This is a genomic window from Actinomyces sp. Z5 (assembly GCF_003287795.1).
Classification (GTDB): domain Bacteria; phylum Actinomycetota; class Actinomycetes; order Actinomycetales; family Actinomycetaceae; genus Actinomyces; species Actinomyces glycerinitolerans.
Window position 1 is genome coordinate 1 of the sequence record NZ_QMIN01000115.1, and the last position, 14,562, is coordinate 14,562.

Sequence of the window (14,562 nt, forward strand, 5' to 3'; positions counted from 1 at the left end):
AACACCTACAATCACGCCTTCATCACCGGACACACCAACGACGAAAACCAACTATCCGCCATGGCCATCCAGGACGCCGCGAACGCCGACCTGCTGGACCCCGAGGACTACACCATCACCGGGGACAGCAGTAAGACCTACACCTGGATCGTCACCAGACCCGACGGCACCCACACCATCGACCTATCAAAAGCCGACGACCCCACCATGGCCGCGGACGAAGTGGACGCGTGGGTCGACATGGTCCAAACCGGTATCGGCGACTACGTGTTCAAAGATATCACCGACGACTTCGGCAACGGCTACATGCATGGTCACCGATCCGGGAGTAAGTACGATGGCTGACTCGCGAGCGCTCAGCCCGCTGCCGCTCTCGTCCGGAGCGGCAGCGGGCTGAGCCACGCCTGAATCACCGGATCCGCACGCGATTCACCCCCGGCCTCAGACCGGCCAGCGGCCCGGCCGGGTAGGCGGCGTCGTGGTCCTTGACGCCGCCTACCAGGTCGACGTCGGCCCAGGCCTCGCTGCCGTCCGGGTTCTCCCAAGCGGCATCCGGATACCAGGCGCGCCCCAAGTCCCGTCCGGCGATCGTCGTCGAGGCTGCCGTAGCAAAGGCCTCCGGCAGTTCAATCACCAGCTCTACGCCACCACCGTCGGCGTCCTCGATCGCGACATTCACCTCTCCGAGGTGGACCGGCCGCGTCTCACGCACATAGGCGGGAGCCCCCTTGCCGTAGGCGTTGTCGCGCACGTACACGGGCAGTTCCACGCCCTCGAAGCGCTCATGGTCACCCTTGGAGGGATCGTTCACCTGTGCCAGGTAGGCCTCCGCACCATGGGGATGCGCATCTAACAGGGAGGTGCCATCGCTGATCTTCCGGTGAGCGGGCGGGTTGACGAAGGCGGCCTCCCCTACGGTGGACAGGAACAGGTTGGCGATGTAACGGTCATCGCCGCCGCGGATGGCCGCGTACCCTGCCACCTGCGTGGAGTGCGGCAGATGGTAAGGCGTGGGCCGCTCAATGATGGGCTGGTTGGCGACCACGCCCAGCAGCAGGTTATTAACATAGGCACCGCCCTGGGAATGGCCCTCCAGCGAGACCGGCGAGGCGAACACGTTGTGATCCACCAGGTAGGGCCCGTGACTGACCTCGATGAACAGGTCGCGGGTGTTACGGCGGTACACGTTCCGCGTCACGCGCGTGCCCTGCGCCTCCCAGTCCAGCCAGGTCCCCAGAGTGCAATCCTCGATCAGGTTGTGGCGTAGCACCGTGTCGATGGCGGCGTGCAGTTTGATGCCGGCGATCTCATAGCCGTAGAACTCACGCTTGGTGGCGATGTCGTGGATGTGATTGTCCTCGATCACGGAGAACACGCATCCCAGGTGGCCGACAATGCCGGTCTGCCCGCAGTCGTGAATGTGGTTGCGGCGCACCACGTGCGAGCCGATCAGCTCCTTGGACCAACCCACCCGGCGAGCAGAGAAGACCGCCTCCAGCTGATACTGGTAGCCGGGTTTATCCAGACGCTCAGCGGCCCAGTTGGCCCCGGAGGAGTTCTCCTTGCCCAGGGAAACTGCGGAGCACTTGGCGTCGTGGATGTCGCAGTCCTCGATCACCCACCCCTTGGCCCAGTTGGGGCCGATCAGTCCCGGTTGATCCGCCGTCGGCGGCGCCCAGGGGGTCGCAGCCTGGGCGAGTTCCAAGCCGCGCACGGTGATGTAGTTGATGTGGTGCACCTCCGGGTAGAACACGCTGCGGCGCACGTTGACCTCCACCAGCGCCTCATTGGGATCCGCCGACCCGAAGTTCGCCCACACCGTGGTGGCCCGCTCCCCCACCTCCGCGTACCAGACGCGCTGAGTCCAGTCGGGGTCGCGCACGGCTTCCGGGGTGCAGGTCCACTGATCCACATCCTGCGTGCGGCGGGGCGGAGCGTCCACCTCTGCCCGACTGGTCACCTCGTACAGGCTGCGCCCGTCCAGGTACACCTCGCCCAGATGCTTGCGCGGGGCCTGCCGGGAGGCGTAGACGATCCAGTCGCCCTCGATCGGTTCGGCGAAGGGGTTGAAGTCGCCGAACATGGTGCCCGGCAGTTCCACCCGCCAGACGCCGTCACCCTCGCGCTCCCAGCCGGTAACAACTTCGGAGCCCTTGATCACCGGGTGCTCACCGGGGGCGGCGGCGAAGATGATGCGGCGCTCCTCGTCGCGGCCAGTGCGCGGCGGGCGCACCCACTCGCGGTAGGTGCCTTCGTGGATGAGGACGGTGTCGCCTGGCATGGCGGCGCGGGCGGCCCGGTTGATGGTGCGGAAGGGGGCGGCGACGTCGCCGGGGCCTGCATCGGAGCCCGACGGGGATACGTGGAAAACGGTGGACATGTTGTGCTCGTTTCTGCGGTTGTGGGCGGCAGCGTGCGTCAGCGCTGCGGATGGACCATGCTCTTCAGCGTCGTGGGCGCGGGCTTGTCCCGCAGTGGGGTCTCGGCGTCGGCGAGGCCGTAGTGGTCGGTGGCCAGGGCGTCGAGATCGACCCTTCCGGAGGAGACCAGCTCGATCGCGGTGGGCCAGGTGTTGTTGTAGCGGAAGATGCCGGTGACGTTGACTTCGTGGCTAGTGATGTAGGAGACCGGCAGGAGCATGTCGTCGTCCCCCATGCCGATGATGATCGCAGAGCCGCCAGGTTCGACTCGCTTTATGCCATCGACGACGGCGGCGGTCACGCCAGTGGCGTCGAAGAAGGCAGTAAAGGCGCGTCCGTCGAGTGCGGCTTCCCCGGGCGCGTGGACCTCGGTGGCCCCCAACTCCAGGACCATGCGGCGACGCTGTTCCACTGGGTCGGTGACGACGACGGTGCCGGCTCCGTAGGCGCGGGCAACCTGGGCGACGATGGCCCCAATGGGGCCGGCGCCCGCAATGAGGACACTGTCGCCCACGCCGATGCGGGCCTTGCGCACCGCGGCGATGCCGACGCTAAGCGGTTCGAGCAGCGCGGCGGCGTCGAAGGACATGTCATCCGGGATGGCGTAGGCGAAATCGTCCTGGATGAGGGCGTACTCGGCGAAACTGCCGTCGATCGGCGGGGTGGCGTAGAACTCGATATGGGGACAAAGGTTGTACTCCCCACGCTTGCAGTACTTGCATACCCGGCAGCAGCGCTGCGGCTCGATGGACACCCGCTGCCCCACCCGGCCGGGATCGACGTCGGCGCCCACGGCGACAATAGTGCCGGCGGACTCGTGACCGAGGATCATGGGCTCACGGACGACGAAGTCTCCGATGCGTCCGTGTTGGTAGTAGTGAACGTCCGAGCCGCATACACCCACGGACTCGATGCGGACCAGAACCTGGTCCGGGTCTGGGACGGGTACGGGACGCTCCTCCAATACGATGACGCCCGCCTCCTTAAGGACGGATGCGCGCATGGTCTGCGGTAGGGCGAATGGCTCGGAGCTATCTGACATGTTGGTTCCTCTTTCAGGCTCGGATAAAGCGGTTGGTTCGGGAGGCGGTTACTTGCCGACGCCGGCGGTCAGTCCGGCCACCATCTGCCGACGTCCGAAGGCGTAGGCGACGATCAGCGGCAGGGCCGAGAGCACGACGGCGGCGAGGATGGCGGGTGTATTGGAGGAGAAGGCCCCCTGGAAGTTCCACAGTGACAGCGGCAGAACGCGTTTGTTGGCGCTCTGCGTGAGCACGAGGGGGAACAGGAACCCGTTCCACACGTTGAGGGCGTCGTAGATGGCCACGGTTACCAGCGCGGGTCGACACATGGGTGCGGCAAGGCGCCAGAGCATCTGCCAGTCGGTCGCGCCGTCGACCTTCATTGACTCGAACAGTTCCCGGGGCACGTCCCGCAGGAAGTTGGTCAGGATGAGCACCGAGATGGGGATGGCGAAGGCGACCGAGGGCAGTATCAGTGCCCACAGGGTGTCATATAGGCCGAGCTGCACGATCAGGTAGTAGACCGGCACGATCGTGGCCTGGATCGGAATCGCAATGCCCAGCAGGAACAGGGAGAAGATCCGGTTGGAGAAGGCTGTGCGGCTGCGCACGATCACATAGGCGGCCATGAAGGAGACAACGAGGATTGCGGCGACGGTCGCCACGGTCACGATGACGGAGTTGAGGAAGTAGGTCCAGAAATCGTTCGCGAAGACCTGGATATATGCGTCCAGCGTCGGGTTGGAAGGCAGGGAGAGCGGGTTCTCGACGTAGTAGTCGGCCTGCGAGCGCAGACTGGTGACGATGATGTAGTAGATCGGGACGACGGCGATCGCCAGCCAGATCCAGCCGAACAGCCCGCCGATCAGGTTCGGCCGCGTCCCTCCGCGGAAGAGTTTCATCACAGGGCTCCTTCCATGTCGCTCTCCATTCTCGAGCTGCCGGAGACGTTGTTAAGGAGCCAGGCGATGAGCAGTCCGACGACGACCAGAATGACGCCGATGACGCTGGCCCCGCCCATGTTGTATGAGCGGAAACCGGTCAGGTACATGTCAAGGGGCAGCACACGCGTGGCATTGCCCGGCCCGCCGGCCGTCATCACGAAGATCAGGTCGAAGTAGGTCAGTGAGCCGGTGATCATCAGGGTGGAGGACGTGATGATCGTGTTTCGCAGTTGCGGCAGAGTGATGTAGAAGAAGTTCTGCACCCTATTGGCCCCGTCAATCATTGCCGCCTCGTAAATACTGGCCGGGATCTGGCGCGCAGCGCCCTGGTAGAGCAGGGAATGGAAGGGGACGAAGCACCAGGCGATGACCGCCATGATCGTCGGCAGCGCCAGGCTCGGATTCCCCAGGAAGTCCCGGGACAGGAAGTCGAGCCCGAATGCCCGCGACATGCCGAAGTTGGGGTCCAACAGCGCGGTGAAGGCGATGCCCACCGCGGTGGCACTGAACAGCAGCGGCAGGAAGTAAAGCACCGAGAGCACGCCGCGGTAGCGCTGCTGTCCGGCCATGAATACGCCCAGCAGCAGGCTGATCGGGGTCTGGATGACCCAGCACATGACCGTCATGATCAGGGTCAGGACGATCGCGTGCTGCGTGGTGGCATTGCCGAGCATTCGGCTCCAGTTGCTCGTGCCGGCGAAGGATAACGACCCCAGGCCGTCCCAGTTCATGAAGGACAGCACGAATACGCCGATGAGCGGAACCAAGGCGAAGCAGCCGAAGAAGACGAGCGCCGGAGCGGCATACCAGGCCGAGGGACCCCCGGCTACGCCGCGTCCGCCCGATCCGCGGACGCGGCCGACCGCCCGACGACGGGCAATAGGATTAGTCATGATCGATCCTGCTAGGCATGTGTGCGGCTCGGAATGCCCTCACAGGGTCGCATTCATATTGGCGACGAACTGCTCGGGCTCTAGCTGCAACAAGAAGATTTGGGAGAGGTTGGTGAGCAGTTCCTGCGCCGCGGCCGAGGACAGCGCCTGATCCCACGACTGGGTGAAGCTCCCGGCATTCTTCACCATGTCATAGCCGTAGGCGAGGTACTCGGCGTGCTCGGAGGCGGCAATGGCGTCGTCGGCGTCCAGCGCGGCCGGAATGGTGCCTCCTGTCACGAGCGCTTCTATGTAGGCCTCGTTGTAGAGCTCCTCATTGAGGTAGTCGATGGCGATCTGCTGAGCCTCCTGGGAGCCATTGGAGGCCACCGACCAGTAGTTGGCGGGGTTGCCCACGATGTTGGACAGGTCGCCGGTACCACCAGCCACCGAGGGGAAGTCCATGTAGCCGAGGTTGCCGTCACTCATGAAGTCCGGGGCATCCGTGAGGAAGTTTGCATACACCCAGGAGCCCTGGAGGATCATGGCCGCCTTGCCGGTGTGGATGAGGGCGATGTCGGCACCGGAGTCGGCGTCGACCGAGCCGTAGGAGTTTCCGAAACCGCCGGCCCTGACCAATTCCTGGATCTTCTCCAGCGCCCCGGTAATGGCCGGGTCCGACCAGGCGTCCGACTCCCCGGCGACGATCCTGGCGAAGGGCTCGGGGCCCCCGATGCGGTCGGTCAGGTATTCGATCCACATCAGGTAGGGCCACTGGGAGGAGCCGGCCTCGGCGAAGGGGATGTATCCGGCGGCGGTGAACTCGGGGACGAGTTCCAGCAGTTCGTCCCAGGTGGTCGGCGGCTGCGCGCCGATGGCCTCGAAGGCGGGCTTGGAGTAGTAGAGCATGACCGGCTGGGCGTTGTTGTTGGGCAGGGCGTAGACCTTGCCGTCGATCTTGCCGGGGTCCAGCAGCGAGGGGACGATGCGCTCCTGTGCCGCGGCAGTGGTTTCGGTCAGGTCGACCACCTGCTCGTTGGCGACGTAGTCGGCCAGAGTGCCGCCGGCCCAGTTGTACAGCAGAGTCGGTGCGTTGCCGGCACCGACGGCGGTGCGGATCTTCTCCTTGTATGCGTCGTTGGCGAACCACTCGGTGGCGATCTGCTGACCGGTGTGGGCAGCGTTCCAGCGCTCGAAGGACTCCCGGAAGGTCTGTTCCGGGCCCCCGGTCAGGACCCAGGCGGTGGCGCCGTTTCCGGCAGAGGCAGTGGAGCCGGGGCGGTTGCCACAGGCGGCGAGGAGCCCGGCTGCACCCGCCGCGAGCATGCCGCCGGTCATCTGCCGCCGCGAGATCTTCAGCTGGTACATGGTTGTTCCTCTCATGCTGAGCCGGTGCGGCCACGCCGCCGCACCGCGGGAAATGAGCAAGCATCGGTGAACACCGTCGTCCACATAGCGAAAATGTTTTCGTTTGTTTCGCCGACGAACTGATACTACAGCGCTGCGTCGCACCAAACAACCGTACATTTGATCACGATCTTGTAACACACGTCGGAAATGGTGACCCATTGTGCGAAAATAAACGAAACTTATTGCCCCGATCCTGAGAGGTTCACATGCCCCGACCGCGTTCCTCCGGTCCTACACAGGCCGCCGTAGCCGCCCGTGCGGGAGTCTCCGTGGCCACCGTCTCGAAGGCGCTGCGGGCGGACCCGGTCATCTCCGCCCCGACCCGGACGGCCGTACTCGCCGCCGCGCGTGAGCTCGGCTATCGCACCCCGGTTACCACGCTGCCCGGTGCCGCCGCAGATCCAACTGCGCGCCCGGTGACGGCGGTATTCGACACCGTGGACACTCAGTACGCCGCCTATGTGCTGCGAGGACTGCTGGAGGAGGCGGAACTCGATGGCGTCTGGCTGCGGGTCCGGCACATCGGTTCGTCGATGGACCAGTTGGATCAGGCGCACCGGGAGGTGTGGGAACGCAGTGTGCTTGAGGTGCTGCCCTCCTCTTACGGGGTCGTGCTGGTCACCACGGGCGTCACCGCGACAATGGTCGCCTCCGCCGGTGAGTTGAGCGTTCCCCTGGTTGCCGTCGACCCAGCCAGTGCGGTGCCCGGGGGCGTCTCGTCGATCGGTGCCACCAACCAACGCGGCGGGCAGCAGGCCGTAACGCACCTGCTCGAACTGGGCCACCGCCGCATTGGCATCGTCACCGGCCCGTCGGAATCCATACCCGCCAACGAGCGGGTAGCCGGATACCGCAGCGCCCTGGCCACCGCAGGCATCGCCCACGACCCCGCACTGGTGCGCGCCGGACGCTTCGACTACGACTCCGGCCTGATCCACGGCGGGGACCTGCTGGACCTCCAGGCGCCGCCCACCGCCGTCATCGCCGGCTGCGACGCCGCTGCGGTCGGCGTCATCGAGGCAGCCCGGCGCCGCAATCTGCGCGTACCCGAGGACCTGTCGGTGGTGGGATTCGACGACACTTTAACCGCCACGGTCTGCTCCCCCAGGCTCACCACCGTTCACCAGCCTCTGGTCGACATCGGCGCCGAAGCTATGCGCACCGTCATCCGCCTGGCCACCTCACGCGGCTCCCGCGCCCTGTCCCCCATCGAACTGGCCACCACCCTCGTAGTACGCGACTCAACCGCACCTCCCCTGCGCACCTGTTCGGCTTATCAGGAAGACGCACCGACGGGCACAACAGAGGGGAGCCACCCGGCGGTGACCGGATGACTCCCGACGCAAGCGACCCGGTTGAACCACCCGCCGAGGGCATCCACAAGGACACCAAGGGCCCGGATCAGCTGAGCGAGCGATTAGAACACCGCTCACCTGCCGGGCTATTCCCTTGCCCTTGCGGACTTTGGGGGTTATCGACGCGAGCGCGGCGCTCCAACCGAAGCACGACGGGAGGGCACGACGGCATTCCATCGTGCCCTCCCGCGGCGCCGGCGGGTAGCGTCCCCCGACCGGCGCATCCCGTAGCCGGGTCGTACCGCCCCGGCTACGGGAGTCTCAGGCGACCCGACGTCGTGCCCGCAGCATCAACGTGCCTGCTCCCAGGAGCAGGACCGCTACCGGAAGGGCCAGTACCTCGGCACCGGTGCGCGCCAGGGGACTACCACCGCCACCCGGCGAGGGCACTGATCCAACTATCGGCGTAGCACTCGCTGCCCCCGAGGGCACGGGCGGACCGCTCGCGCTGGGCACAGCCGAAGCCGCCGACGCTGTAGCGGTGACCGAGGGCCCGGAGGGAGGCGTCGGGTCCTGCGTCGGCTCCGGGACGCTGCACTCCTGCGGCGTCGCCGGGATGTCCTGGCCGACGGCGGCGGCATAAGCCCACTTGCCGCGGTAGTACGGGTCGAACAGCAAGGGGTCACCCGAATAGAACCGCCACGATCCGGAGTCAACCAGGCCCCACAGCGTCACCGAGAACAGATCCTGCTTGGCGTCCTGCTCTGCGAACATCTCGAACAGTCTCTGGTAGAAGCGGCCCTGGTCCAACAGTGTCTGAGTGTCTACGGGCGTGCCGGTGCGGGTGGGCACGTCCAGCTCGGTAACCGCCTGCACCAGCGGCAGGTCGTCGAAGGCGCTCATGGCCGCCCCGAAGCCCTCAACGTCGTCGTCGAGCCAGGCGTGGAACTGGTGCCCGACGCCGTCGATCGGGACGCCGCGCGCCACCAGCCGCTCGATGAGGGCGTGGTAACGCCCGGTCTTGGAGGAGGCGTCGGTGCCGTACTGCGTGTTGTACTCGTTGATGAACAGCGTCACCGGGTGGTCGGCGCCGGGAGCGGCGTAGGTGGTGTTGAAGGCCTCGTTGGCGTAAATGAAGGCGTCGTCGATGAACTCCTCGCCCAGGATCTGGTACCAGTAGGAGTCACGCAGCCCATCGGTCTCGGGAGAGGGGCTGTCCGCAATGACCTCGTTGACGACGTCGAAGGCCACCAGCGGGTTGGTGTCCGAGCCGAACAGCCCGTACTTGTCAGACAGGTATTTGGCCACGTTGTTGATGTGGGTGCGCATCCGCTCTCGCAGTTCGGCACGATCGGCCTCGGAGTCACCCGACAGGAAGGTGCCGTCCTCGTGCTGGAACAGCCAATCCGGGGTCTGGGAGTGCCATACGAGCACGTGTCCGTACACCCGGCCGTTGTTGGCCTGTGCCCAGTCCATGACCGCATCGGCCTCGGCGTTCTCGGTGACGAAGCTGTGGTCGGCGTTGTACCAGGCCTCCGGCTTCATGAAGTTCTCCGGGGTGACCTGATTGAAGTGCCGGTCGACCAGTTCCAGAGAGTCGCCCTGCAGGGTGTTGGCGGTAACCGCCACACCCACCGGGTAGGGCAAGGCCTCGGTCAGGGGCGTCGAGTCATCAACCGGACCCCGCCCGCAGGCGTAGGCGGTGATGGCGGCATCGTCCACATAGAAGGACGCCGTGGGGTCTTCCAGCTCGATGTAGACGGTCCCGTCGATGCCCTTGGGGGGCGAGTAACTTCCGGTGAGTTCCACCCATTCCTGGCCGACCTCGGTAGGTGAGGTGATCTCGAGGTACTGCCCGTCACTCTGGGCGGCGGTCAGCTTGGCACGGGTGGGGGCAGCCCCGTCCGGTAGGCGCACCCAGGCCGTGACGTCATAGGCCTGCCCCGCCTCCATGTAGTCGCCGATGGATATCTCCACTCCGTGCCAGGCCTGGGTACGACCGGTGACGTACAGGCTGTTCCAGGGGCTACGCCGCACCTCGTTGGTGGTGACGGCGGTGACACCCTCGCCGCGTGGGCCCCACGGCATGTCCGGCTGACTGGACTCGAAGTTGGAGTAGCTGACTGCGTAGGGCTGGGGCTCTGTCGGTGTTTCGACCGCGGCCGCCCCCGCCGTCAATCCCGCGGTCGCGACGGCGGCCGCGGCAATCGCCCCAAGCAGACGGTTCCGGCGGGCACGCCGGGGTTTTGCTGTGCGCATGCGCTTGCCTTTGCTGTTGTCCCACCGGCCCGGACGCCTACCGCGACGGCGCGACGATGAGCCCCATGCGGCGGTACGGTCCTACATGGGAGCGCTCGTAGCGGCAGGTCCAAGTGATGAGGATGGCTAGGGGATGCCGGCCGACGCTGGCCCGCGGTCGCGACACTACACATACCGAAATGCGACATCAACGGTTTCGTTGCGTTTCGCCACTGATCCTCTTCATGCGGGCCGCTCCGAGGGGTGCGATGGGGTACGCGCGAACGAGTGCCGAGTCGGTTACGGGTAGACGGTACGGCCGGCAGCGTCGGCAATGCCGGAGTGACGCAAGAAGTACGTGCATACCTGATCGCGCCATTCGATGGCATTGTGTTCCTGAGCCTGCCAGCGGCGGTCGACATCGGTGCGGGTGCCTTCCGGCACCTGCTCACGCACCGTCTCCCAGTCTCGCCGCATGGCGCGCACCTGCTCAACCCCTTCGAAGTGAGTGTCGTAGATCCGCTGGATCAGTGTCACCCCGGATTGAGGCAGCACCTGGTCATAGCGCAGATGGTGGAAGAAGAGCAGTAAACGTTCCGGGCAGTCCTCCAACGACCGATACCGAGCTGCGAGCGCCGGCGGGTACTGCTCGGTGTACCCCGATCCTGTGGGCGTGCGATCCACACCTACGCCGTCCCGGTCGGCGAAGTGATAGGTGCCCCAGGGGGAATACTCGTATCCGTCGATGTTGGGGCCATAATGTCCACCCGGAGTCACCATGAATCCGACGCCGAGCGGCGCAGTGTAGTTCTCGTAGGCCTCACGGGAGCGCAGCAGAATGCGGGTCAATGCCTCATGCAGGTCGGCGTCACCAGTGAAGGAAGCGATGGCCCACTCCTGAGCGATGGTCTGCGTGCCTTCATGCAAGTCCCACGCCAACCGTCCGTATCCATACAGATTGGCCTGCGAGAAGGTGTTTCCGGTCCAGTTCCAGTCCCGGCCCACCCCGGCAACAGCGACGATCGCCGAGCCTCGGCGATCCACCAGATCCCGGCCCAGATCCGCACCACCATCTCCAGCGACATCGAGTTCCAGCACTTCCCGCCAAGCGGTGGGCAGAAAGTAGGTATCCCAGGCATGCCCGGTGTACTCCTGGGCGATCTGCAGTTCGAGGGCCACGCGAGTCTCGCGCAGACCGAGCAACAGTGGGGAGACTGGTTCACGCACTTGAAAGTCGAGGGGACCGTGCTTGATCTGGAGTAGGACGTTGTCGGCGAAACGCCCGTCCAGGGGCATGAAGTGGTCATAGGCGGCGCGGGCACGGTCCAGGGTCCGATCGCGCCAGTCCTGACGGTGGTTGTAAACGAAGCACCGCCACATGACCAGTCCGCCGTGCGGTGCGAGTGCAGCGGCCAGCAGGTTAGCGCCGTCGGCATGGTCCCGCCCGTAGTCGAAGGGGCCGGGACGCCCCTCCGAGTCGGCTTTGACCACGTAACCGCCTAGGTCGGGCACAACGCTGTACACACGATCAGTAGTTTCACGCCACCAACGCTCCACGGACTCGTCAAGCGGATCGCAAGTCGCCAGCCCTCCCAGGGTCATGGGCGCGGCGAAGTCGACGGAAACGAAGGTGGTGATGTTGTGACGTCTCAAAATGTCGGCGATAGCCCGCACCAGATCGAGGCGCTCTCCGACCAGCGTCGCCTCGGTAGCGTGGACATTTACGTTGTTCAGGCATACGGCGTTGATGCCAATGGATGCCAGCAGCAACCCGTAGTCGTCGATGCGATCCGTATCGGGGACCAGGTCTCCGTTTTCGAAGAATACCGAGTCCCCCGCATACCCGCGCTCAATGGTCCCCATGACCGGGTGGGGCACGAGGTTGTCCCAATGGTCCAGCATGCGCAGGGACAGATCCGGGCTGCTGACGACGGTCTTCTTCCCTCCCAACAGGGCTTCGGGCCCCAGGACGAGCAACCGTAATGTGCCGTACAGAGCGCCGGCAGCGTCGGCCCCAACGACAGCTAGATCCCCTGCGTTGCCGCGAGTGACGACGTACCCCTCGGGTGCAGGGGGCGCCGCCACAGCGCAGGCGGCTCCGTACAGCGTGGGCGGCAGAACTGAAGCGTACTCGAGGGTGGTAATCAACAACTCACCTATGCCCCGAGCAGGCGGAGCACTAGCGGCGAGCCGTCGCCAGTCATCGGCGGCTCGCTCGATCAGCTCGTCTCCGCCTATGGGGCGGGGGGTGTAGGCGTTAAGCCACGGCTTTGTAGCCGGCTCGAGCCACATGGATGAGCTGGTGGTGAAAGGTCGGGCGGGCATGCGGGGCTCCTCGAATTGAGCGACGGGGTGGCGAAGGCGTGCGGTCAAGTGCGACGAAGCACGATCACGTCTCCGGCCGGGATGGTCAGCGATTCCCCTGCCGGGGACTCCCTGCCAGTGAGCAGGTCAACGCCCTGCACGGGCGGTGTCCAGGCCAGGGGCGTCTGATCGTGGTTGAGCAGGATGTCGAAGGTGCCACGGGAACAGGTGCGGCTGACGTGTTCCAGTTCGCCGACCAGAGGGTGCCCGGGGGCCGGGCCGATAAGGGAGGCTATCAGGCGTCGGCGTCCGGCCTGGCTCAGCAGCGCGCCGAGGCGTATGACGGTGCCGCGACCGAAGGCGTTGCGAATTATGGCGGAGCCGCCTGCGAACCAACTGGACCGCCAATGCCCTGCAGTCTGCCCGCCGGTGGGACGCAAGATCTCGAAGAGATGGTGGGCGGTATCGGTGGTCCCGTCAGGAAGAGTCAGTTCAACGCCGAATCCGGGCTCCTGAGCGTCGCGTTCCTCGACCTGACAGCCGAGCAGTTCGTCCACCCGGTCGTCCACCAACACACGGCCGGTGGCATCGGCGGCAAAGGACATCGGGCCGGTCAGCAGTATGCCGCCATCTGCCACGTACCGGCGCAGGGCGTCGATAACGTCGTTGTGAGCCATATAGAGGCTGGGCGCGACAACGATCCGGTACCGGGACAGGTCGCTGCGGCCGTCGGTGACGTCCACACCTCCGAGGTGACGTGCAAGTGCCTCGTGCCACTGCCGGGCCTGATCGACAAGGTCCCAGTGGTCGGAAAACCCATCGACGAGCCGGCTGTACCACCAGGAGTCCCAATCCATAAGGACCGCCGCCTGGGCTTCTACCCGACTGCCGACGAGGTCGTCGAGTTGGAACAGCTCTCGGCCGAGTCTCGCCGTCTCCCGGTAGGTACGCGTGTCGGTGCGACCGCGGTGGTCCAGGACGCCACCGAACCACATTTCCGATCCGGCCGGTGCGGAGCGCATCTGGAAGTGGAGCACTGTATCAGCCCCTTGAGCGAGCGCTTGTAGGCTCCAGCGACGCAGCACACCCGGCGCACGGGTGGGGTTGACGTCCCGGCACGTCGTGGCCACCGGCGCCTGCTCCATCAGCCACATGGGCCTACCACGTCCTACCGCGCGCATCAGGGAGTGGTTGAAAGCCATCTCCGGCCAGGCGCGGATGGCACGCGGGTAGTTGTCCCAGGCCACAACGTCAAGGCCGCTGGCGAACCGGAAGTAATCCAGATGCTCGTACGCGCCCATTAGATTGGTAGTGACCGGGTGGACGGCGTCGAAATGGCGAATCTGCTCGATTTCCCCCTCCAGGCAGGCGGCGAACTGCTCGGTCATGAAGCGCTTGTACTCGAGCGTGATGATTGGAAAACCACTGCGGTAGGGGCCGCCCCAGTGCTCTGTGAGCGCGTTCGGTGCGGGAATCTGGTCTGCGTGTGTGAAACGGTGGGACCAGATCTGCGTGCACCAGTCGTGGTTGAGGTTGCCGAGCCCACCGTGCCTCCGCAACAGCCAACGGCGGAATTCGGCAACGCAGTTCTCGCAGTAGCAGGCACCGCCGTATTCGTTGCCAATATGCCACGCGAGTAGAGCGGGGTGGCCATGGTAGCGATGCGCGAGCAGACCGGCGATTTGTTGCGCCTGTTCTCGGAAAACCGGCGAGGTGGGGCAGAAATGGTGCCGCTGACCGAAGCCGTGTCGCCGCCCTTCGAAGTCCACACGCATTGTGCTCGGCTTCTCAGTTGCTAGCCAGGGCGGGATCGCCGCAGTCGGGGTGGCCAGGATAACGCCGAAGCCGCGGGCATGGACACGGTCCAGTAAGACGTCGAGGCGGTCGAAGGCGAAGGTGTCAGGGGCCGGTTGCAGGTCTGCCCATCCGAATACGTTGAGCGTGAGTGTGTTGATTCCGGCTGCCTCCAGGGCAGTCAGGTCGGCATCAATGGTGGCATCGTCCCACTGCTCCGGGTTGTAGTCACCTCCATGCAGGATGTGCTCGGGAAACTGCAT

The 14,562-nt window shown here is 65.4% G+C and carries 10 protein-coding genes; 2 read left to right on the forward strand and 8 right to left on the reverse strand.

Going from position 1 to position 14,562, the window contains the following annotated elements:
* Window positions 1–345: DUF6571 family protein (locus DRB06_RS16300; protein ID WP_181575289.1), on the forward strand; the 345-nt coding region annotated here is incomplete at its 5' end.
* 64 nt (window positions 346–409) lie between these two features.
* Here the strand turns inward: DRB06_RS16300 and DRB06_RS15335 are convergent.
* Genes DRB06_RS15335 through DRB06_RS15355 form a run of 5 tightly spaced genes read right to left on the reverse strand, consistent with a single transcriptional unit; the run spans window position 410 to window position 6,626 of the window.
* Entirely contained in the window at window positions 410–2,380 is a 1,971-nt protein-coding gene (locus tag DRB06_RS15335; protein WP_111820417.1) for a right-handed parallel beta-helix repeat-containing protein, read from the reverse strand.
* 38 nt (window positions 2,381–2,418) lie between these two features.
* Window positions 2,419–3,462 (reverse strand): NAD(P)-dependent alcohol dehydrogenase, encoded by a 1,044-nt coding sequence (locus DRB06_RS15340; RefSeq protein WP_111820418.1) that lies wholly within the window; start codon window positions 3,460–3,462, stop codon window positions 2,419–2,421.
* Window positions 3,463–3,510: 48 nt separating this feature from the next.
* Window positions 3,511–4,344: a carbohydrate ABC transporter permease gene (locus DRB06_RS15345; RefSeq protein ID WP_073329809.1), complete on the reverse strand. Its 834-nt coding sequence runs from the start codon at window positions 4,342–4,344 to the stop codon at window positions 3,511–3,513.
* Window positions 4,344–5,279 carry a carbohydrate ABC transporter permease gene (locus tag DRB06_RS15350; protein WP_111820419.1) on the reverse strand — a complete coding sequence of 312 codons (936 nt, stop codon included), beginning with the start codon at window positions 5,277–5,279 and terminating at the stop codon, window positions 4,344–4,346. Before DRB06_RS15350 ends, DRB06_RS15345 begins: the two co-directional genes overlap by 1 nt.
* Before the next feature lie 39 nt (window positions 5,280–5,318).
* Window positions 5,319–6,626 (reverse strand): extracellular solute-binding protein, encoded by a 1,308-nt coding sequence (locus DRB06_RS15355; RefSeq protein ID WP_111820420.1) that lies wholly within the window; start codon window positions 6,624–6,626, stop codon window positions 5,319–5,321.
* A 248-nt stretch (window positions 6,627–6,874) separates the two neighbouring features.
* Here DRB06_RS15355 and DRB06_RS15360 point away from each other — a divergent pair, with 248 nt between their 5' ends.
* Window positions 6,875–8,002 carry a LacI family DNA-binding transcriptional regulator gene (locus DRB06_RS15360; protein ID WP_111820421.1) on the forward strand — a complete coding sequence of 376 codons (1,128 nt, stop codon included), beginning with the start codon at window positions 6,875–6,877 and terminating at the stop codon, window positions 8,000–8,002.
* A gap of 282 nt (window positions 8,003–8,284) precedes the next feature.
* Here DRB06_RS15360 and DRB06_RS15365 read toward each other — a convergent pair whose 3' ends face one another.
* The 3 genes from DRB06_RS15365 to DRB06_RS15375 form a co-directional block, all read right to left on the reverse strand.
* Window positions 8,285–10,222: an endo-1,4-beta-xylanase gene (locus DRB06_RS15365; RefSeq protein WP_111820422.1), complete on the reverse strand. Its 1,938-nt coding sequence runs from the start codon at window positions 10,220–10,222 to the stop codon at window positions 8,285–8,287.
* A gap of 279 nt (window positions 10,223–10,501) precedes the next feature.
* Complete coding sequence (locus tag DRB06_RS15370; RefSeq protein WP_211482995.1) at window positions 10,502–12,526, reverse strand: hypothetical protein; 2,025 nt, start codon at window positions 12,524–12,526, stop codon at window positions 10,502–10,504.
* Window positions 12,527–12,570: 44 nt separating this feature from the next.
* Window positions 12,571–14,562: a beta-galactosidase gene (locus DRB06_RS15375; protein ID WP_111820423.1), complete on the reverse strand. Its 1,992-nt coding sequence runs from the start codon at window positions 14,560–14,562 to the stop codon at window positions 12,571–12,573.